Origin of the sequence: Maritalea mobilis (assembly GCF_004363175.1) — a bacterium.
Lineage (GTDB): Bacteria > Pseudomonadota > Alphaproteobacteria > Rhizobiales > Devosiaceae > Maritalea > Maritalea mobilis.
In genome coordinates this window covers 194,024-215,532 of sequence record NZ_SNYR01000002.1, presented here as the reverse complement: position 1 = coordinate 215,532, position 21,509 = coordinate 194,024, and the positions used below count along the sequence as shown (strand labels likewise).

Below are 21,509 nucleotides of genomic sequence, written 5' to 3'. Positions count from 1 at the left end.
TTGAATAAGGAGATCAAAATGATTGAGCCTCTACCATTTACACCGGACTTGTCACAAAAGCCGATCGTCACACCATTTTTTGACGAGCCAACCAACACCATTTCCTATGTGGTGGCAGACCCGAACAGCAAAAAATGCGCCATTGTCGATAGCGTCATGGACATTGATTACGCTGCTGGTCACATCACTTATGATGGCGCAGACCGCATCATCAAATATGTGCAGGATGAAGGTTTGGAAGTTGAGTGGTTGATTGAAACCCACGTCCATGCCGACCATTTGTCAGCCGCGCCATATATCCAAGAAAAAGTGGGTGGCAAGCTCGGCATCGGTGAAAACATCACCATCGTGCAGGACACTTTTGGCAAAGTGTTCAATGAAGGCACTGAATTTCAGCGCGATGGCAGCCAGTTCGACAAATTGTTCAAAGATGGCGACAGCTACAAAATCGGTGGTCTCACCGCCTATGTGATGCACACGCCTGGGCACACCCCAGCTTGCATGACGCACACCATCGGTGACGCTGCCTTTGTGGGTGACACTTTGTTCATGCCCGATGGTGGGTCAGCCCGTGCAGACTTCCCGGGTGGCGATGCACGCACGCTCTACCGTTCTGTAAAGCGGGTGCTGCAACTGCCTGATGAGACTCGTCTTTTCATGTGTCACGATTACGGCCCAAACGGCCGCGATATTGAGTGGGAAACCAGTGTCAAAGACGAGCGTGAGCACAATATCCACGTCAAAGATGGCGTGAGCGAAGATGAGTTTGTGAAAATGCGCGAAGAGCGTGATGCCACGTTGGACATGCCAAAGCTCATCATTCCATCACTTCAGGTCAACATGCGGGCCGGCAAAATGCCACCTAAAGATGATGATGGAAATGTCTATCTCAAAGTGCCCGTCAACAAGTTGAAATAGGGGATATCCAATGCAACTGAAGCAAATCAATAACGACTACTTCATCTCAGGGCAGGTTGGTTTTTCCGACCTGCAGGCCTTGGCCGACAACGGCATCAAATCTTTGATTTGTGCCCGCCCAGACGATGAAGAAGGTAACCAGCCACAATTCTCGCAACTGCAACAAGAAGCGGAAAAAGTGGGCATCAAAGCTGCGCACGTGCCGATTAAGCCCGGCCAAGCTTGCGGTGATGATGTGGATAAATTTGCCAAAACTTACGACGAATTGCCAAAGCCGATTTTGGGCTTCTGCCGCTCCGGCATGCGTGCCCACGCCCTTTGGGAATTGAACGACGAAGCGAAAGCAAACCGCTAATCGGGTTAAACCCTGTTTGAGTTGAAAGTGAAGACCAATGTTTGATCACATCAAAAAGCTACCCGTATTTGATTGGGGTAAAACATATAATGGTGAGGTGTTTACCGCGGATTTGGTTGCCGCAATCATCGTCACCATTATGTTGATCCCGCAATCATTGGCCTATGCCTTGCTGGCCGGGTTGCCGCCACAAATGGGGCTTTATGCTTCCATTCTCCCTCTCGTGGCTTATGCGCTTTTTGGGTCGTCTCGCACATTGGCTGTTGGCCCCGTTGCTGTGATCTCGTTGATGACAGCAGCGGCGGTGGGCAAGCTGGCCTTGCAAGGCACAGCTGAATATGCGGCAGCAGCCATTCTATTGGCCTTCATTTCAGGGGTGATGTTGCTGGCGTTGGGCCTGTTTAGAATGGGTTTTTTGGCGAACTTCCTTTCCCATCCGGTCATCGCTGGCTTCATCACGGCTTCTGGCCTCATCATCGCGACCTCACAGCTCAAACATATCTTTGGCGTGGATGCCCACGGGCATAATTTGTTGGACTTGATACTCTCCTTGGTCGCCCATGTCGGCGAGATCAATTGGATCACTGCCGCCATAGGCATCCCCGCCGCCCTTTTCCTCTTTTGGGTCAGAAAAGGCTTAAAGCCTTTGCTGGTCAAAATGGGCCTTGGCCCGCGCTTGGCTGATATTTTGGCCAAAACGGGTCCCGTATTTGCGGTCGCCGTCAGCATTGGCATTGCCGCATTCTTTCAATTGCAAGGCGTCGCGTTGGTGGGCAGCGTGCCGCAAGGTTTGCCCGCGTTGGCCTTACCCACATTCGACTTGGAGTTGATCTTTGCCCTTGCAGGATCTGCAGCCCTGATTTCGGTCATCGGCTTTGTCGAGTCGGTCAGCGTGGCGCAAACTTTGGCGGCCAAACGGCGTCAGCGCATCAATCCTGATCAGGAGTTGATGGGCCTTGGTGCCTCTAACATTGCCTCTGCCTTTGGCGGTGGTTACCCGGTCACAGGTGGTTTTGCCCGCTCAGTCGTCAATTTTGACGCTGGCGCTCAAACCCCAGCCGCTGGTGCCTTCACCGCGATTGGCATTGCGCTGGCCACCTTCTTCCTCACACCGTTTCTGTTTTATTTGCCCAAGGCAGTATTGGCTGCGACCATTATTGTGGCCGTGCTGAGCTTGGTGGATTTTTCCATTCTCACCCGCACATGGCGCTATTCAAAAGCTGACTTCGCCGCTGTGGCCACCACCATGGGCATCACTTTGATCTGGGGCGTGGAATATGGCGTAACCGCTGGCGTTCTGACTTCAATTGCCATCCATCTTTATAAAACCTCCAAGCCGCACACCGCTGTTGTTGGTCGCGTCGACGGCACCGAGCACTTCCGCAATATCGATCGGCACAATGTGATCACGTGCGATGAAGTCTTATCTTTGCGGGTGGATCAGTCGCTCTATTTTGCCAATGCCCGGTTCTTGGAAGATAAGGTTTATGACCTGGTGGCACGCAATAAAGAGCTGAAGCACGTTATTCTGATGTGTCCGGCGGTCAATGAAATCGACATGTCTGCGCTTGAAAGCCTTGAAGCCATTAATGAGCGTTTGCACAGCCTTGGCGTGAAGCTGCACTTTAGCGAAGTGAAGGGGCCGGTGATGGACAAATTGGAGAAATCAGACTTCTTGCAGCACCTCACAGGCAAAGTATTTCTCTCGCAATATCATGCCTATCAAGAGTTGGCGCCGCACACATGCATGCCAGCAACGGCTTCTAGCGTTGCAGCCAAATAATGGTTCAGCGTGTAACTGGCGCAATTTTGAGTAATTCATTGATTTAATTAGTTCAAATGCGCCCTTTTGCTGAATATTTTCGTCAATCCCTATGCAATAGGGTAGATTATGCCCTTGCTAAACCCGATCGGCGAGCGGCGAGGTTTTGAAGCGATACCCAGAAAAAACCTTGCTGAGCTCGCCGACCATGTGTTTGCAACCTACTCTTAAGCGCATCGCGCCGTCCTTAATCTGGGGCGGCGCTTTTGTTTTTCCTTCCATAACGTTTTGGTTCGCGTCCATGGTCAACTTTAGGCCTAATTGCGCAAATAGAAGTTGCTTTGCATCTGGAAATTATGAAAGGTGCCAGCCATTCGGGCAGTTGGCCCGCATATCCCTCAAATTGTTTCAGCATTGGGCTGAAACCGGAAAGGATCACCAGAATGAATACCCCCAAAATTGCCGCGATGGTTGGCCTTGCTGCCAGTCTTTTCGCCTCAAGCGCATCTGTGGCTGCTGAGTTCAATTTCAAGCTGCATCACTTCTTGGGGCCACAAACCCCATCACATTTGAAAACTGTTGCGCCTTGGGCTGAAGCCATCGAGGAAGCATCGAATGGCCGCGTGGATATAGAAATCTATCCATCCATGTCCTTGGGTGGCACGCCGCCTGAATTGGTGGGGCAAGCGCGCGATGGCGTTGTTGATATTGTGTGGACCGTTAATGGCTACACTGCTGGCCTGTTCCCGCGCACTGAAGTGTTTGAATTGCCTTTTGTGCACCGCAACGATCCGGCTGCAACCAACTTGGCAATGTATGATGTGTTTGATGCTGAGTTGCGTCAGGAATATCAGGGCCTTGAAGTCATGTTCTTGCATGTGCATCAGGGCAATGGCTTGCACACTGTTGATAAAGAAGTGCGCATGCCAGCCGACGTTGAAGGCCTGAAAATCCGCACACCATCGCGCACAGGCGCTTGGACAATCGAAGCATTGGGTGCTGCACCTGTGGCGATGCCGGTGCCAAGCTTGCCACAAGCTTTGTCCAAGAAAACCGTTGATGCGGCGTTCGTGCCATTTGAAATTGTGCCGTCATTGAAGTTGGAACAGCAAACCAACTATCAAATCGAAGGCGCAGACCAAATGCGCTTCGGCACATTGGTGTTCCAAATGTCTATGAACAAGGCGAAATGGGACAGTTTGCCTGAGGATATCCAGCAAATCTTCAAAGATCATTCTGGACGGGAATGGCTGGAGCAGCTTGGCCAGGTTTGGATTGAGAATGATGATGAGGGCATCGCCCAAGTCGTTGCAGCAGGCAATGAACACATCGTTCTAGATCAAGCACAAACCGACGCGTTTGAAAAAGCGCTGGAACCAGTGATTACCCGTTGGGTAGACGAAGCCACAAAGTCTGGCATTGACGGTGAAGCGCTGCTGCAAAAAGCACGCGATGCAATCGCCGCGCACAGCGAATAATCTAAACGTTCGTTCGCTAAACTGTTTGAGCCGCCCCGATCGTTCGGGGCGGTTTTGTTTTGCACTATCGCAGCAGGTCACCATCTGCCAAATAGGCAAGTTCACCATTGCTCAAGGTGGCCACAACTTGTGGCAATCCATCTTGTTCGCGAACCAAAATAATGTCCGCCCGATTGCCAGCTTCCAAAGTGCCGCGATCTGTCAGATGCATCGCCGCAGCAGGGTTCTTGCTGATCAATGCCCAGCTCTGCGCCAATGACATGTTTTTGCGTTTCGTCAACGCAAAGGCCGCATTGATTAGCGATGGATAATGATAGTCAGACGCCAAAATGGTGCAGAGCTCTTGATCTGCCATATCCGCAGCATTCAGTGATCCATTGTGGCTGCCGCCGCGCACAACATTTGGCGCGCCAAACACAGCATGTTCGCCATGGCTATTGGCGTCATGCAACGCCTCAAGCGTCATTGGAAATTCGCTGATATCTGCGCCCAAATCGCGGTAATAGGCCCGGTTCTCTTTTGTCACATCATCATGGGAAAGAATAACAGCACCTGATTGTTTGGCCTGTGCAGCAAGCTCCGCAACCGCCGCAGGCACTTCTGCGCGCCGTTCAGCCATGCGATAAACCATAGCCACATATTCATCCGGCGTAAGGCCACAGCGTGAGGCCCACCCGGCAAGTTTTGTGAGGTTGCCGCTCTCAACGCGCTCGATTGTCGACGTCGTATGGTCATTAAAGGCGAGGGCAGGGGTTGGCTTCTGTGCCAACCAAGCCGCAACATCACCCACAGCATCAAATGCAAAGGTCTCCCAGCGCAACTGCACCCGGTGGTCAACCCGAAACTTGCCACGTTCCGCTGCCAGCGCCGCCATAAACTTCTTGGCATTCTCTAATGAACGCAAGCCCGGCTCCCAAGAGATCGTCAGCCCGTGGTAGGCGGTTGTGATGCCATTTGCCGCCAATTGCTGATCTGTATCTTGAAAGGCCAAATCGAGATCAAAGCTCACACTAGCCCGCGGCATGATGCTGCGTTCAAACGCATCCCCGTGCACATCAATAATCCCAGGCAAAACCAAAAGCCCTTCGGCGTTCAAGCGCAACGCATCACCATCAACTTTAGCCGCAGCGATACGCCCGTTTTCCGTCCACAAATCAGCGTGCACAAGTTCGTCATTTTGCAAAACGGTGCCATTGGCAATGTAAATAGGGCGGGCAACTTTGGCGGCAGTGGAATTCATTTTCATATGTCCTGATCGGTAGCGTTGAGGCGCTGCCTTAGTGCGCCCACATGTCATCTATGTGACGAAAATATTCATTTCGACTTGTCATCTGGCTGACATGTGGCTGTTATTTTTCGGAGATATCGCATTGCTATCCCCTCGCCATCGAAAATGAACATTCAGGGGAATATAATGTTTCGTTCAATGGTTGCGGGTGCATTGCTCGCGGTAACATCTAATGTTGCAATGGCAGCGGACATCACTTTCGCAGTGACCGATGTTGAAGGCTTGGAACAGCTCGAGCAAGAGTTTGGCGCTGTGGAAGCCGCGTTGGAAAAATCAACTGGCTTGGAAATGGATCTTATTCCAGTGAGCTCACGCACAGCCGCCGTTGAGGCCATGAATGCTGGCCAAGTGAACTTTGTTCTCACCGGTCCTGCTGAATATGTGGTGATGAAGGAATTGACCGACGCGCAAATCGTTGTGGCGTGGCAGCGTCCAGACTATTTCGGCCAAATCGTTGTGCTGGCGGATGGCGATATTTCGACAGCGCAAGACCTGAAAGGCAAAATCGTGTCTTTCGGTTCTGTTGGTTCAACGTCACAGCAGCTTGGGCCAGCACAGGCATTGGCTGACCTTGGCCTTAAATATGGCACAGACTATGACGCCCAAATCATCAAGCGTAACGTTGCGATTGAAGCTCTGATCCGTGGTGACATTTCTGCCATCGGCATGAACTTCGGTCATTTGCAAAAAGCGCGTGAAGCCTACCCAGAAGTTGCCTTCAAAGTGGTTGCCCGCGGCCCGGATTTGCCAAACGACATTTTGGTTGCGTCGGCTGATGTAGATGCAGACGTGCTTGCCAAGGTCAAAAAAGCATTCGTTGAAGATGGCGCCGCCATCATGGAAGCTGTGCTTAAAGGCGAAGACAACGACAAATATGCTGGTGGCTTCTTCCTCGGTTCAGTTGATGATGCCGATTATGATTATGTGCGCTCAATGTACAGCACCATCGGCGTTGACGGCTTCTCAGGCTTCGTTGGCGACTAATATGAAACTCCCAACTTTGGGGGACAGCGCATGTCGATAACAGATATGCATCAAGATTTGACAGGGAGCGAACGTATCGCTCCCCGTTCAGATTCTCCCCACCCAAAAACCGTCAATACGTCACCGCTGATTTCCGCGCAAAAGCTCACCAAGCAATATGGCGCGGCGCAGGCCGTTTTTTCCAATTTGGATATCGACATTTCCGAAGGCGAAACGGTTGCGTTGATTGGCTCCAATGGGGCAGGGAAGTCGACCTTGCTGAAATGCCTGATTGGCCTTTTGCCCCATAGCGGCGGCCAGGTCAGCGTTTTGGATGAAACCTTCTCTGGTCGACCACAGGCAGCGCAAGCCCGCAGAATCCGCAGCGATATTGGTTTTGTGTTTCAAAAACATTGTCTGGTGTCCCGCGCGACCGCGCTCACCAATGTGGTGCATGGCATGTTGGGGCGTGCGGGCAGCTGGCGCGGTTGGCATCAGGCCATCGCGTCTCCGGCATGGCGCCAAAGCGCGATGGAAGCGCTGGATTCTGTCAATTTGGTGCATAAAGCGAATGAACGTGTGGATCAGCTTTCCGGCGGTCAGGCGCAGCGCGTGGCAATTGCCCGCGCCCTTGTGCGCAAGCCAAAGCTTTTCATCGCAGATGAACCCGCAGCCAGCCTTGATCCAAAATCCGGGCACGATGTGATGCAGCGCTTCGTCAATCTGTCAAAGAAGAACAACATCACGCTGATGTTCACCTCTCACGATATGCAACATGCCCTGCAATATGCAGACCGGGTTATCGCGCTCAAAAACGGGAGTATCTTCTTGGACCAAAAGAGCGACGATCTCACCGCTCAAGATTTAAAAGGTGTGTTCAGTGGTTGATAAAACAATGAATCGCCGTGTCGAGCTGCCACAACTAGATCGAGTTGGCAAAGTGTCGGCCATTCAATTCACCCTTTGGATTGTGGTTGGCGCGATCATCATCAGTTCGATCTACAATGTCAGCCCATCGCCACAACGGGTGGCAGAAGGCGTGCCACGCCTCGGCAGTTTGATGAACCGCATGTTTCCGCCAGAAACCGACCCAGAATTTCTCGGTCGTGTGTTCTGGCGCTTGGTTGAAACCATGCAAATCGCCATCGCGGGCACAGTGCTTGGTGTGCTGATCAGCTTGCCCATTGGCTGGCTAAGCGCACGCGGCATCGCGCCGCTCAAAGCGACAACTTTCTTGTTCAAAGCGTTGATTTCCTTCTTCCGCACCGTGCCCGATCTTATCTGGGCACTGATCTTCGTCATCACGGTCGGGTTGGGCGCTGTTGCAGGCACGATGACCATCATGGTGGACACCATCGGCTTCTGTGGTCGCTTCTTCGGTGAAGCCATGGAAGATGCGGATAAAGAGCCGCAAGAGGCGCTGGAAGCCATCGGCGCATCAAAGTTCTCAATTCTATGCGGCGCAGTGATACCGGACGCTATGCCCTCCTTGATCAACACAACTTTGTTCGCGCTGGAAAAGGCCGTGCGGTCGTCAGTTGTTTTGGGCCTAGTGGGCGCGGGCGGCATCGGGCAAGAACTCAAATCCTCCTTCGATCTATTTCAATATAAAAAGGCCGCCGCAATCATGCTGGCAATCTTTCTGATTGTGTTGATCATGGAATGGGTGACCGACAGGCTGCGCCGTTCGATCACTTAAACAAAAGCGCGGCGTCCAAAGTCTGGATGCCGCGCTCAAAATGTTTGCGATAGGCGAGAAGCTTACATGCCCATCTTATCTGTCACTGCAGTTGTCCAAGCATTTTGCGGCACTTCTGAAATCACAGGATCAGAACCACCTGCCAACAATGTTTCCACTGTGCGGTTATAGTCCTCTTCTGACAAACGACCATCTGAGCCAGCAGTCAGCTTCGCCACTTCGCGCATCATGCGACGTTGATGCTCTTCTGTTTGCGCGCCAGTATCGTCATTCTCCAACACGATATCCGCAGCCTCATCTGGGTTTTCTTCGGCATAGTGCCAACCCTTCATAGACGCTTCGACAAAGCGTGCCAGCTTGTCGACCATCTCTGGATCGGCAAGATCTTCTTCCAGCACATATAGACCGTCTTCCAATGTGGCCACGCCCGCATTCTCATATTTGAAGGTCACCAAATCATCTTCTGAAATGCCTGCGTCAATGATCTGCCAATATTCATTGTAAGTCATTGTTGAAACGCAATCGGCTTGCTTTTGCAGCAATGGATCAACGTTAAAGCCCTGCTTCAGAACGGTCACGCCGCCATCGCTGCCATCTGTTGGAATGCCTAATTGGCTCATCCACGACAAGAATGGATATTCATTGCCGAAGAACCAAACGCCAAGCGTTCTGCCGGGGAAATCATCCGGCGATTTAATGCCTGTTTCTTCCAAGCAGGTCAGCATCATGCCAGAGCGTTTGAAGGGTTGGGCGATATTGACCAAAGGCACGCCTTTTTCACGGCTGGCCAAGGCAGATGGCATCCAGTCCACAATCACATCAGCACCACCGCCAGCGATCACTTGTGGTGGGGCAATGTCTGGGCCGCCTGGCTTGATCTCAACATCAAGGTCAACTTCGTCATAAAAGCCTTTATCCTTGGCCACATAATATCCAGCAAACTGGGCTTGGGTGACCCATTTGAGCTGAAGAGTGAGCTTATCTGCGGCGAGGGCAGGCCCTGCTGCCACTAGGCTTGCTGCCAAACTTAAGGCCAACGTTATTTTCGTCTTCATAGTCGTCTCCTCTTGAAATTGGCAGCCTTGGTTTTTGTTATGATCTGTATGAAGGATGCCAGAAAGTTACCGCCCTCTCTAATAGGGCGATCAGCCCATAGGAGAGGGAGCCAGCAAGGGCTGCGACAAAAATCTCAGCCCAAACCATGTCGACATTCATCCGCCCCACTTCCGTGGAAATGCGGAACCCCATGCCAACAATGGGGGTGCCGAAAAACTCGGCCACAATTGCGCCAATCAATGCCAGTGTGGAATTGATTTTTAGCGCATTGAAGATGAAAGGCATTGCGGCTGGCAAGCGCACCTTGATCAGCGTTTGCCAATAGCTCGATGCATAAGTGTGCATCAAATCGCGTTCGATATGCCCGGTGGCCGCAAGGCCGGAAACCGTGTTCACCAACATGGGGAAGAAGGTCATGATCACCACGACTGCGGCTTTTGACGGCCAGTCAAAACCAAACCACATCACCATGATCGGCGCCATGCCCACAATCGGCAGTGCCGCCACAAGATTGCCCACAGGCAACAGCCCTTTGCGCAAGAATGGCACCCGATCAACAATGATCGCCGCAATAAAGCCAGCGCCGCAGCCCATGGCATAGCCGGCCAAAACCGCCTTCAAATAGGTTTGTTGGAAATCAGCCCATAAAATATCAACCGATGCCGTAATCCGCGCCCAAATCATGGATGGCGGTGGCAGCAAAACGGTTGGAATGGAAAAGCCGCGGCAAATCCCTTCCCACAGCATCAGCAAGGCCGCGCCAAACAGGATGGGGATGAAAATGTCGACGCCCGTTTGAACGGTCCTATCTTCGAAACGTTTGTTCGCCAGCATCTGATTGGTGGCCCAAGTCGCCATCCAAAACACCAATGCTGCAATGATCCATGTCCAATTCATGCCGCCATCCCCATGCGTCGGGTCACTGAGCGACCAATAAGATCAATCACCATAACCAACGCCGCTGCCAGCAGGGACGCTGCAATCAGCGCCGACCAAATTTGAATGGTTTGCCCATAATAGGAGCCGGACAGCAGCCGCGCGCCCAATCCGGCGGAGGCACCCGTCGGCAATTCACCCACAATTGCACCCACAAGGCTAATCGCTACCGCCACCTTCATTGACGTGAAGAGAAACGGCACAGATGCAGGCCAGCGCAACTTCCAAAATACCTGGCTGCGGCTAGCATTATAAGTGTGCATCAAATCCAAATGCATCACTTCGGGCGAACGAAGGCCCTTCTCCATGCCCACCGCCACAGGGAAAAATGAGAGATACATCGAGATCACAGCTTTCGGCAAAAGCCCCGAAATGCCAATGGCGTTCAACACCACAATCACCATCGGTGCGATGGCCAAAATAGGGATGGTTTGCGATGTGATGATCCACGGCATCAGGCTTTTGTCCAAAACCCGTGAATGAACAATTCCCACCGCCAGCAAAATACCCAGTCCGGTGCCCATGGCAAAGCCCAGCAACGTCGAGGAAAGGGTCACCCACGTGTGGTAGATCAACGATCTTTTCGACGTGATCTTCTTCTCGACGGTGGTTTCCCAAATCTCCACGGCAACTTGATGCGGCGCAGGCAAAATAGGGCGCTTTTGCATCATTGTGTTGGTAATCAGCTGCGTGGTGGAAATCTCAGTGTCCGCCCGCGCAGCCTGATCGCGCTCAAACGGCGCGTTCAGCACCACCGTGAACACGTACCACAGCATGAGAATACCAAGCAGCACCGTGCCGATCGGGATCAGGCGATCATGTAAAAAAGCGGCAAATCCATCTCGGCTACTCGTCATCGGCATGCCCCAGTTTTAGGCCCTCACGCACTTGGTGTGCAATTTCGATGAAACGCGGTGTCTCGCGAATATCAAGCGTGCGATTGTCACCCAGATCACAATCAATAATCTCGTGAATCCGGCCGGGGCGAGGGCTCATCACCACAATTTTGGTAGAAAGAAACACCGCCTCGGGAATGGAGTGGGTCACAAACACAACAGTCTTTTTGGTCTTCGCCCAAAGATCAAGCAATTGCTCGTTGAGATAGTCCCGTACAATCTCATCAAGCGCCCCAAACGGTTCGTCCATCAGCAACATATCTGGGTCAAAACTCAGCGCCCGGGCGATGGAGGCACGCTGCTGCATACCACCGGAAAGCTGCCACGGAAATTTGTTGGCAAATCCATCCAGATTGACCAGCTCAAGGTTCTTTTTCACAAGCTCTTCGCGCTTGGCTTTTTCAATGCCCATCACCTCAAGCGGCAAAGCAATGTTCGCCCCAATTGTGCGCCAAGGATAAAGCGCTGCGGCCTGAAAAACATAGCCATAAGCCCGTTTTTTGCGCGCTTCTTCAGGCGTCATGCCATTCACTTCAATGGTACCGCCCGTCGGCTTTTCCAAATCCGCAATCACCCGCAAAAGCGTGGTCTTGCCGCAACCAGAAGGCCCGATAAACGACACAAACTCGCCACGCTCAATGCTGAGATCAATGCCTTTCAGCGCATGCACCGGGCCATCATTGGTTTTAAATGTCAGGTCCAAATTCTGTGTTTGGATTACAGTTTGCTGCTCCATCAGTTGGTCTATACCCCACTCGCCGGGATACCAGTGCGCTCAACTTTACGTGGCGCGGTCAACTCTTTCCATTTTGAAAGTGCTTTGTTGGTGGAGCTAAACGCCTCGCGTTCCACAAACTTGCCGTGGCCTTCTTCGGTTTTCACCGCGCCATCATCAATCACCACTTTGCCGCGGCTCAAGGTGAAGCGAGGCAGGCCTTTCACATGCTTGCCTTCGAACACATTGTAATCAATGGCAGATTGCTGCGTGCTGGCCTCAATGGTTTTTTCTTTGTTTGGATCCCAAACCACCAAATCCGCGTCAGCACCCACCAGAACAGCACCCTTTTTCGGATACATATTGAGGATTTTGGCGCTGTTGGTAGAAGTCACGGCCACAAACTCATTCATTGTCAGGCGGCCTGTGTTCACCCCATAAGTCCACAACATTGGCATCCGGTCTTCCAACCCGCCTGTGCCATTCGGAATTTTGGTGAAGTCGCCAACGCCATAACGTTTTTGCTCGGTGGTGAAGGCACAATGGTCCGTCGCCACAACTTGCAAGCTGCCAGATTGCAGGCCAGCCCATAGGCTGTCTTGGTGCTTTTTGTTGCGGAAAGGCGGTGACATCACGCGCCGCGCCGCATGGTCCCAATCCTTGTTGGCATATTCGCTGTCATCAAGCGTGAGGTGCTGGATCAATGGTTCGCCAAAAACACGAATGCCATTTTGCCGTGCCCGACGAATGGCTTCGTGTGCCTGTTCGCTGGAGGTGTGCACGATGTAAACTGGCACGCCCGCCATATCCGCAATCATGATTGCCCGATTGGTCGCTTCGCCTTCCACTTCCGGTGGACGCGAATAAGCGTGTGCCTCCGGCCCATTATTGCCCTCAGCAAGCAACTGCTCCTGCAACTGCGCGACCACATCACCATTTTCCGCATGAACGAGCGGCAGGGCGCCAATCTCGGCGCACCGCTTGAAGGAGGCATACATCTCATCATCTTCCACCATCAACGCGCCCTTATAGGCCATAAAATGCTTGAAGCTGTTGATGCCCTGCTTGGTAATTTCCGGCATTTCATTGAACACCTGCTCGCTCCACCAGGTCACCGCCATATGGAAGGAATAATCACAGTTCGCCCGCGTGGATTTATTGTCCCACATCTGCCGCGCTTCCAGCAGCGATTGGCCGGGGCTCGGCAGGCAAAAATCCACCACCATCGTGGTGCCGCCCGCCAACGCCGCGCGCGTGCCACTTTCAAAATCATCGCTGGAATAAGTACCCATAAACGGCATTTCCATATGGGTGTGCGGATCAATCCCGCCCGGCATCACATAACAACCTGCGGCGTCCAACACTTCGTCACCAGAAAGGTTCGGCCCAATCTCCGTGATCACGCCACCCTCAATCTTGACGTCCGCCTCATAAGTCAAATCCGCGGTAACAACCGTCCCGCCTTTGATCACTTTCGATGCCATTTGTTCCTCCTATGGGTCGCTCTTTTGAGCCGTTATTCGTTCCTCTTAGATCTAAGAGTTGATCTTTAATGACTGCGCCGGATTTTCCGGTCGTTTGGTTTTACCCGATCTGATGTCGGGGTGTTTGTTGTGCGTACCACTTGTAGGACGCGGGGCTTTTCTTATGTCCTCCACACTCAAAATAGCCTGAGCAATTTGATTTGCCGACTATCCAGCTATCGGACTGTTGCAACGTACTGATTACGTTGGTTGGTCGTCTTATTATGAAAATAGGACTTCCAACCTGGATTCTTTAAGATGAATTCGGCTAGTTTTCGCTCTGTTTCGAAGGCTACTTCATCCTCTACCTGGTTCGACTCTTTTGGAAATGCCCGATATTTTGCGGGTCTTCCGTCACGATACGCACGCTTTACTAGCTCACAATTCTGCTGGTTCAACGCAACAACCCTCACTCCACAATCTCCGCTGTTTCCACTACCGCGTGGAACAACACATCTGCCCCAGCAGCAGCCCACTCTCGTGAAATCTCCTCATCCTCATTGTGGCTCAAGCCATCAACGCAAGGGCACATCACCATGGCGGTGGGGGCAGTGCGGTTGATCCAGCAAGCATCGTGGCCCGCGCCGGAAATGATGTCTCGATGGGAATAGCCCAAACGCTCCGCCGCATCGCGCACAGCCTTCACGCAATCCTTGTCAAATTCCACAGGGTCAAAACCGCCGACTTTTTCAAGTTTGACGTCAAGCCCCATCTCTTCACAAATCTTCTTTGCGCCTTCGGCTAGCCGCTTTTCCATATCTTGGATCACGCTCAAGTTTGGTGAACGGAAATCCACTGTGAAAACGGCTTTGCCGGGGATCACATTGCGCGAGTTTGGATAAACATCAATATGGCCAGCAGCGCCCACAGCATCTGGCTTATGCGACCATGCAATCTCATCAACCAATTCCAAAATCCGCGCCATGCCAAGCCCAGCATTTTTGCGCATGGGCATCGGGGTCGAGCCGGTGTGGCTCTCTTTGCCCGTCACGGTCACTTGAGTCCATGAAAGCCCCTGGCCGTGGGTCACCACGCCAATATCTTTGCCCTCGGCCTCAAGGATTGGCCCTTGCTCAATATGCAACTCAAAGAAAGCGTGCATCTTACGGTCGCCAACTTTCTCTTCGCCTTTCCAGCCGATCCGCTCCAGCTCGGCACCAAACTTTTTGCCCTCTGCATCTTCGCGATCATAGGCCCAGTCTTGCGTGTGCATCCCAGCAAAAACCCCGGACGAGAGCATCGCCGGGGCAAATCGAGTACCTTCTTCATTTGTCCAGTTGGTCACCACAATCGGACGCTTTGTTTTAATGTTCATGTCCCGCAAGGAACGGACAATTTCTAGGCCAGCCAGAACACCCAGTACCCCGTCATATTTGCCGCCAGTGGGCTGGGTGTCGAGGTGAGAGCCAACATAAACGGGCAGGGCATCCGGGTCCGTACCCTCATGGCGCATAAACATATTGCCCATCTGGTCAACGCCCATGCTCATGCCAGCCTCTTCGCACCATTTGCGGAACAGGTGGCGGCCTTCGCCATCCTCGTCGGTCACTGTCTGGCGGTTATTGCCACCGCGCACACCGGGACCGATTTTTGCCATGTCCATCAAGCTGTCCCAAAGGCGGTCGCCGTTGATTTTATGATTTGTCCCAAGTGTTGTCATTGGTCTCTTCCCTTAATTCTTTTTGGTTCCTCACGATGGAAAAGTGAAGACTGCGCCTTCTTTAATTCCGCCCGGCCATCTTGTGGTGATGGTTTTCAACCGTGTGTAAAAATGCACGCCCTCGGGGCCATACATGCCGTGCGCACCGAAGGAAGAGCGCTTCCAACCGCCAAAGCTGTGATACGCCACAGGCACTGGGATCGGCACGTTAACGCCCACCATGCCGACCTCAATTTTGTCGGCGAATTCGCGCGCTGCGTCGCCATCTCGGGTGAAAATGGCGGTGCCATTGCCATATTCGTGCGCATTGATCATATCCACGGCCTCGCTATAATCTTTGGCGCGTACCACAGAGAGCACGGGGCCGAAAATCTCTTCCTTATAGATCGACATATCGGTGGTGACCCGATCAAACAGGGTGCCGCCGACATAATAGCCCTCTTCATAACCTTGCGGCGCGTAACCTCGACCATCAACAACAAGCTCGGCTCCGGCCTTTTCGCCTTCATCAATATAGCCCAGCACTTTATCTTGGTGCGCCTTGGTGATCAGCGGGCCCATTTCGGCATCACTATCCGTAGCAGGACCAACCTTAAGCGCTTCAACGCGCGGCTTCAGCTTCGCCACCAATGCATCGGCGGTCTTTTCACCCACGGGCACTGCAACAGAAATCGCCATGCACCGTTCGCCGGCCGAACCGTAGCCAGCGCCCATCAAGGCGTCTGCAGCTTTGTCCATATCCGCGTCAGGCATCACGATCATATGATTTTTCGCACCGCCGAGTGCCTGTACTCGCTTGCCTGCATCGGTGCCGCGTTTGTAAACATATTCCGCGATAGGCGTGGAGCCCACAAAGCTGATGGCCTTCACGTCGGGATGGTCCAGCAATGTGTCTACGGCCAATTTATCGCCATGCACCACATTCAACACACCATCCGGGAAGCCCGCTTCTTGAAACAGATCCCACACCAACATGGGGGCTGATGGATCACGCTCCGACGGTTTCAACACAAAGGTATTGCCGCAGGCGATGGCCACCGGGTACATCCACATGGGCACCATCGCTGGAAAGTTGAACGGCGTAATGCCTGCCACAACGCCCAGCGGCTTGCGGTCTGCCACCGTGTCGACGGACGGACCCACATTGCGGCTAAAGTCGCCTTTCAGCAAAGAGGGGATGCCACAGGCAAATTCCACCACTTCAATGCCGCGGGCCACTTCGCCCAGCGCATCATCATGGGTTTTGCCATGCTCTTTGGAAATCTCCCGCGCAATATCGTCCGCATGTTGGTTCAACAATTCATTGAACCGAAACATAAAACGCGCGCGTTTCAGTGCAGGCGTATCGCCCCAAGCGGGCGCAGCAGCTTTTGCAGCGGCAACGGCAGCATTCACTTCATCCACGGAGGAAAGTGGCAATTCTGCGCTTTGCTCGCCTGTCGCTGGGTTAAACACTGGCACGCGGTTGGAAGAGGTGGATGTTACTCTTTGGCCATTGATGGCATTTTGGACAATATTCATTTATGCGGCCTCGTTCAAAACAGTGCGTAAGGTGTCCACCAATTGATCAATATGCGATTTTTCAATGATGAGTGGCGGAGACAGGGCGATGGTGTCGCCAGTCGTGCGGATCAACAGGCCGCGATCATATGCATCTAAGAAGCATGAGAAAGCCCGCTTGGTTGGTTCCCCGGCAATCGGCTCAAGCTCAATCGCGCCAATCAGCCCGATATTGCGAATGTCGATCACATGCTTTGCATCTTTGAGAGAATGCAACGCATCCGCCCAATAAGAATCCAACTCGGCTGCGCGGGTCAGAAGTCCTTCCTCAGCATACGTCTCCAGCGTCGCCAAACCCGCTGCGCTGGCAATCGGGTTGCCGGAATAGGTGTAGCCGTGGAAAAACTCGATCAGATGTTCCGGGCCATTCATAAAGGCGTCGTGAATTTCATTGCTCACAAACACCGCGCCCATCGGAATTACGCCATTGGTCAAGCCTTTGGCTGTGGTGATCATATCCGGCATCACATCAAAATGCTGCGCCGCAAAAGGCGAGCCCAAACGGCCAAACCCGGTGATCACCTCGTCAAAAATCAGCAAAATACCGTGCTTGGTGCAAATGTCACGCAATCGCTTCAAATAGCCTTTGGGCGGGATCAAAACGCCCGTCGACCCAGCGACAGGCTCAACGATCACAGCCGCCACTGTGGATGCGTCATGCAGTGCCACGATCCGCTCCAACTCATCGGCCAAATCGCCGCCATGTTCTGGCTCGCCGCGCGTAAATGCATTTTTGTCCGGCAAATGGGTGTGCGGCAGATGGTCAACGCCTGTCAGCAAGGTGCCAAACATCTTGCGGTTGGCCACAATGCCACCTACCGAAATACCACCAAAATTCACCCCATGATAGCCGCGCTCACGCCCCACAAGGCGGGTGCGCGACCCTTCGCCTTTCACCTTATGATAGGCGAGGGCGATCTTGAGCGCGGTTTCAACTGATTCAGAACCCGAATTGGTGAAGAACACATGATCCATGCCCTTCGGCGCTATGTCGACCAGCCGATTGGCCAATTGAAACGCCTTCGGGTGCCCCATTTGGAACGCCGGCGCATAATCTAATTCGCCAGCCTGTTGCTGGATCGCTTCAGTGATTTTGGGACGGCAATGGCCCGCGTTGCAACACCACAGACCCGCCGTGCCATCAAGCACCTCTCGGCCATCGCTGGTGGTGTAGTGCATATCCTTTGCACCCACAAACATGCGCGGTTGTTTTTTGAATTGGCGATTGGACGTAAACGGCATCCAAAACGCGTTTAGATCATTAGGCACATTTGTGGCATCTGACATTAATGCGCACCTCCCCTTACGCAAAAATAGATGCAGATCAATCAGGTGCATAAAAGTTGAAAAAAACTTTGCAAAAAATTGACTGCTTGATCAAAGTTTAGCAAGTCTATTTAATTGGTCAAGCGCAAACTGTTGAGCAAATTCGCGACAGTGTCGAGAGAAATTTTAGGACTGGGCGCAAATAGAGGTGGTGCGGAAACAGGTAAAAACGAAGTTGATCATTGGACGGATTTGTCCCAAGGCGTTCGCTTAAGTGTCGGTGCAAGTTCGCAATAGAGTTTACAGCATTTTTGCTGCCTTGAATAATTGGAAAGCGCATTGTTTTACTTGATAAAATTGATTTGGTTCCGCGCTCAGTTCTTTATAAACGAAGGTCTTGGTTATATGCGCTGGACGTTTGGGTATGATAAGTTTATGTAATGCGGGAAAGTCGGTACGCACAATCTGCGATTGCCGACCAGCACTTGTCCACACGCATGTCGACAAGTTCAAAGAATGAAGGAATTGTCGATGGTTGGGGCCGGAACTCATACGCCAAAACGGCGCACGCGCATTCAACGTGCAAATGAAAAAAAGATTCTTGAAGCCGCGCTGGAAGTCTTTTCTCAGAACGGATTTCGGGGTTCCACCATTGATCAGATTGCTGAAGAAGCAGGGATGTCCAAACCCAACCTGCTTTATTATTTCAAATCAAAGCAGGATATTCACGAAACGCTGCTGTCGCGTTTGTTGGATTCTTGGCTTGCGCCATTGCGTGAGCTTTCAGAGGATGGCGATCCTTTAGAAGAGATTTTGAACTATGTGCGCCGCAAAATCGAAATGGCGCGAGATTTCCCACGGGAAAGCCGTTTGTTCGCCAATGAGATCGTGCAGGGCGCACCGCGCATCAAGCCCATTCTTGAAGGTGAAATCAACAATCTTGTCCTTGAGAAATCCAAAATCATGGACAAATGGATGGACGAAGGGCGCATCAAAAAAGTTGATGCGCGGCATTTGATTTTCTCCATTTGGGCCACCACCCAGCATTATGCCGATTTCGAAGTGCAGGTAAAAGTGGTGATGGGGCAGGGCATTGATGATCCTGCGCAGTTCGAAACCACCAAAGCCTATTTGGAACAGCTTTTCACCTCCCTGTTGAAAGCGGACTAGCGTCTATCCCTCCTTGGCAAAGGCCAAGACAGCAAGCGCCAACACGGTCACCAATGCGCCAACGGCAACGCTTGGGTTCACCCAGCCACGCCCGCTCACGCCCTCAATCAAAATGATAAAGCTGGGCGTCAAATAGCCATAGGACATCACCTTCGATGCAGGCAGGCGCAAGCTGGCATATTGCAGCAGGAAAAAGGTGAGGGCCGTGGTGAATATCGTCAGATAAAGCCCAGCCCAATAAACCACTGCGGGCAGGTTGAGCCAATCCGTTTCCATAATGCCATAGATGGCATAGATGCTCAGGCATAAGGCACATGCGGCCAATGTCCAGAATGAGAATTGCACAACCGGCTCACCTTGATTGAGCCGTCGCACCAGCGGCGCATAAGCACCATGGGCCACCACGCCGACAAAGAAAATGGCTTCGCCCGTCCCAATATTGAAGGACAATAGCGCATCTAAATCGCCACGGAAAATCACCCAGATCGCGCCAATCGCTGCGATAAATAAGCTAATCATCATGCGCGGCGATACACGCTGGGCCAGAAACACCACGCCAAATCCAGCCGAGATAATCGGCATCAGTGTGAACACCGCCCCGGTTGAAACGGGCGACGCGATTTGCAGCGCTTCGAACATAGTCACGAAATAAACACCCATCAGCGACCCGAGGATCAAGAACCGATACGGTTTGGCGGGCAATATTCTTTTGCCCTCAGTCAGCGGCACGCGGGTGAAATAGGCGATGAGGGCCATCACGATAGAGGCCAGTACGAAGCGGGATGCGCTTAAAGCGCCAGCATCGATAAAAGGGGCGGCCAGCGCACCAAAGGAAAATGACGCCGCAATCAGCACGGAAAACAATATCATAGCCAAATGGCCGCGAAGTTTTTCGCGGCCATCTATTGTGCGCCTGAAATGGTGGCGCTCAGCTGATAAGGCGGGTTCTTGTGTTATTCTGCCGCCTCCGTATTGGCGCTAGGATTGTTTGGATGGGTCGTCCAGTTTGCATATTCTGGATCGATTGGCTTGCCCGTGCGTGGGTCCATTCCGGCGATAGGTTCCATGGTGATGCAATCATCAACTGGGCAGACATTCACACATAGATTACATCCCACGCATTCTTCGTCAATCACCTCAAAGTGGCGTTTGCCATCTACCATGTTGGTGATTGCCTGGTGCGATGTGTCTTCACAGGCAATGTGGCAGCGGCCACATTCAATGCACAAATCCTGATTGATTTTGGCTTTGGTGACGTAATTGAGGTTGAGATATTTCCAATCCGTCACATTTGGCACCGCACGGCCCATAAACTCATCGATGGAATTGATGCCCTTTTCATCCATCCAATCGCTCAGCCCGGTGATCATTTCCTGCACCACTTTAAAGCCATAGGTCATGGCAGCGGTGCACACTTGCACATTGCCACAACCAAGGGAGATAAATTCGGCCGCATCGCGCCATGTGGTGATGCCGCCAATCCCTGAAATCGGCAGACCTGCGGTTTCTACATCGCGTGCAATTTCCGCCACCATATTCATGGCGATCGGTTTCACAGCTGGCCCACAATAGCCGCCATGTGAGCCCTTGCCGTCAATTGTTGGCACAGGCGCAAAATTGTCGAGATCAACTTCAACAATTGAGTTGATCGTGTTGATCAGGCTTACAGCATCCGCGCCGCCTGCTTTGGCCGCGCGTGCTGGGTAACGCACATCGGTGATGTTCGGCGTCAGCTTCACGATCACAGGTTTTGAATAGTATTTCTTGCACCATTCAGTGACCATTTGAATATATTCCGGCACCTGGCCAACGGCGGCACCCATGCCACGTTCGCTCATGCCGTGCGGGCAACCAAAGTTCAGCTCAATACCATCCGCGCCAGTTTCTTCTACCAGCGGCAGAATGGCCTTCCAGCTTTCCTCGTCACAAGGTACCATCAGTGAAACGATAAGCGCGCGATCCGGCCAGCGTTTCTTGACCTCGGTGATTTCTTTCAAATTCACGTAAAGATCGCGGTCAGTGATCAGCTCAATATTGTTCAGCCCGATCAAATGCCGATCATGGCCATAAATTGCGCCATAGCGCGGGCCGTTCACATTCACCACTGGCGGGCCTTCTGAGCCGAGTGTTTTCCAAACGACACCGCCCCAGCCCGCTTCAAATGCGCGCTCTACATTGTAAGCTTTGTCAGTTGGCGGTGCAGAGGCCAGCCAGAACGGGTTGGGAGACGAAATGCCTAGAAAATTTGAGGTTAAATCAGCCAT

At 52.5% G+C, this 21,509-nt stretch carries 19 protein-coding genes; 8 read left to right on the top strand and 11 right to left on the bottom strand.

The features are described 5' to 3' along the window. Positions 1-18: 18 nt before the first annotated feature. From ATL17_RS08820 to ATL17_RS08805, 4 genes are all read left to right on the top strand, one after another. Positions 19-918 (top strand): MBL fold metallo-hydrolase, encoded by a 900-nt coding sequence (locus ATL17_RS08820; RefSeq protein WP_133572442.1) that lies wholly within the window; start codon positions 19-21, stop codon positions 916-918. Between the two features lie 10 nt (positions 919-928). Next, positions 929-1,273, top strand: a complete 345-nt coding sequence (locus ATL17_RS08815; RefSeq protein ID WP_133572441.1) for a protein tyrosine phosphatase family protein — start codon at positions 929-931, stop codon at positions 1,271-1,273. A gap of 37 nt (positions 1,274-1,310) precedes the next feature. Continuing rightward, positions 1,311-3,056, top strand: a complete 1,746-nt coding sequence (locus ATL17_RS08810) for a SulP family inorganic anion transporter (protein WP_133572440.1) — start codon at positions 1,311-1,313, stop codon at positions 3,054-3,056. A 422-nt stretch (positions 3,057-3,478) separates the two neighbouring features. Beyond that, complete coding sequence (locus ATL17_RS08805; RefSeq protein WP_133572439.1) at positions 3,479-4,513, top strand: TRAP transporter substrate-binding protein; 1,035 nt, start codon at positions 3,479-3,481, stop codon at positions 4,511-4,513. A gap of 64 nt (positions 4,514-4,577) precedes the next feature. Here the strand turns inward: ATL17_RS08805 and ATL17_RS08800 are convergent, their stop codons facing one another. Continuing rightward, positions 4,578-5,753 (bottom strand): alpha-D-ribose 1-methylphosphonate 5-triphosphate diphosphatase, encoded by a 1,176-nt coding sequence (locus ATL17_RS08800; RefSeq protein WP_166638966.1) that lies wholly within the window; start codon positions 5,751-5,753, stop codon positions 4,578-4,580. Positions 5,754-5,927: 174 nt separating this feature from the next. On the opposite strand from ATL17_RS08800, the gene ATL17_RS08795 reads away from it, so the two are divergent. Genes ATL17_RS08795 through phnE form a run of 3 tightly spaced genes read left to right on the top strand, consistent with a single transcriptional unit; the run spans position 5,928 to position 8,463 of the window. Then, positions 5,928-6,785: a PhnD/SsuA/transferrin family substrate-binding protein gene (locus ATL17_RS08795; protein WP_133572437.1), complete on the top strand. Its 858-nt coding sequence runs from the start codon at positions 5,928-5,930 to the stop codon at positions 6,783-6,785. Between the two features lie 30 nt (positions 6,786-6,815). After that, complete coding sequence (locus tag ATL17_RS08790; protein ID WP_208111173.1) at positions 6,816-7,652, top strand: phosphonate ABC transporter ATP-binding protein; 837 nt, start codon at positions 6,816-6,818, stop codon at positions 7,650-7,652. Then, positions 7,645-8,463 carry a phosphonate ABC transporter, permease protein PhnE gene (phnE, locus tag ATL17_RS08785; protein WP_246028671.1) on the top strand — a complete coding sequence of 273 codons (819 nt, stop codon included), beginning with the start codon at positions 7,645-7,647 and terminating at the stop codon, positions 8,461-8,463. The genes ATL17_RS08790 and phnE overlap by 8 nt, the downstream gene beginning before the upstream one ends. A 62-nt stretch (positions 8,464-8,525) precedes the next feature. Here phnE and ATL17_RS08780 read toward each other — a convergent pair whose 3' ends face one another. The 8 genes from ATL17_RS08780 to aptA form a co-directional block, all read right to left on the bottom strand. Continuing rightward, positions 8,526-9,518, bottom strand: a complete 993-nt coding sequence (locus ATL17_RS08780; RefSeq protein ID WP_133572436.1) for an ABC transporter substrate-binding protein — start codon at positions 9,516-9,518, stop codon at positions 8,526-8,528. A 37-nt stretch (positions 9,519-9,555) separates the two neighbouring features. Then, on the bottom strand, positions 9,556-10,416 hold the full coding sequence (locus tag ATL17_RS08775) for an ABC transporter permease (RefSeq protein ID WP_133572435.1): 861 nt from the start codon (positions 10,414-10,416) through the stop codon (positions 9,556-9,558). Then, positions 10,413-11,312 (bottom strand): ABC transporter permease, encoded by a 900-nt coding sequence (locus ATL17_RS08770; protein WP_133572434.1) that lies wholly within the window; start codon positions 11,310-11,312, stop codon positions 10,413-10,415. Before ATL17_RS08770 ends, ATL17_RS08775 begins: the two co-directional genes overlap by 4 nt. Then, complete coding sequence (locus ATL17_RS08765) at positions 11,302-12,087, bottom strand: ABC transporter ATP-binding protein (protein WP_133572433.1); 786 nt, start codon at positions 12,085-12,087, stop codon at positions 11,302-11,304. The genes ATL17_RS08770 and ATL17_RS08765 overlap by 11 nt, the downstream gene beginning before the upstream one ends. 8 nt (positions 12,088-12,095) lie before the next feature. Next, positions 12,096-13,550, bottom strand: coding sequence for a dihydropyrimidinase (gene hydA / locus ATL17_RS08760; RefSeq protein WP_133572432.1), 1,455 nt, complete (start codon positions 13,548-13,550; stop codon positions 12,096-12,098). A 448-nt stretch (positions 13,551-13,998) separates the two neighbouring features. Then, a complete protein-coding gene (locus ATL17_RS08755) occupies positions 13,999-15,249 on the bottom strand; it encodes a Zn-dependent hydrolase (protein WP_133572431.1) in 1,251 nt (416 codons plus the stop codon). A gap of 30 nt (positions 15,250-15,279) precedes the next feature. Continuing rightward, the gene (locus ATL17_RS08750) at positions 15,280-16,770 is read right to left on the bottom strand and encodes a CoA-acylating methylmalonate-semialdehyde dehydrogenase (RefSeq protein ID WP_133572430.1); all 1,491 of its coding nucleotides are present in this window, start codon (positions 16,768-16,770) and stop codon (positions 15,280-15,282) included. Continuing rightward, positions 16,771-18,096 (bottom strand): omega-aminotransferase AptA, encoded by a 1,326-nt coding sequence (aptA, locus tag ATL17_RS08745; protein ID WP_133572429.1) that lies wholly within the window; start codon positions 18,094-18,096, stop codon positions 16,771-16,773. 495 nt (positions 18,097-18,591) lie between these two features. Here aptA and ATL17_RS08740 point away from each other — a divergent pair, with 495 nt between their 5' ends. Then, the gene (locus ATL17_RS08740; RefSeq protein ID WP_246028670.1) at positions 18,592-19,245 is read left to right on the top strand and encodes a TetR family transcriptional regulator C-terminal domain-containing protein; all 654 of its coding nucleotides are present in this window, start codon (positions 18,592-18,594) and stop codon (positions 19,243-19,245) included. 3 nt (positions 19,246-19,248) lie between these two features. Here the strand turns inward: ATL17_RS08740 and ATL17_RS08735 are convergent, their stop codons facing one another. Both ATL17_RS08735 and preA read right to left on the bottom strand, forming a co-directional pair. Further along, the gene (locus ATL17_RS08735; RefSeq protein ID WP_281275887.1) at positions 19,249-20,151 is read right to left on the bottom strand and encodes a DMT family transporter; all 903 of its coding nucleotides are present in this window, start codon (positions 20,149-20,151) and stop codon (positions 19,249-19,251) included. A gap of 47 nt (positions 20,152-20,198) precedes the next feature. Beyond that, entirely contained in the window at positions 20,199-21,509 is a 1,311-nt protein-coding gene (gene preA / locus ATL17_RS08730) for an NAD-dependent dihydropyrimidine dehydrogenase subunit PreA (RefSeq protein WP_133572426.1), read from the bottom strand.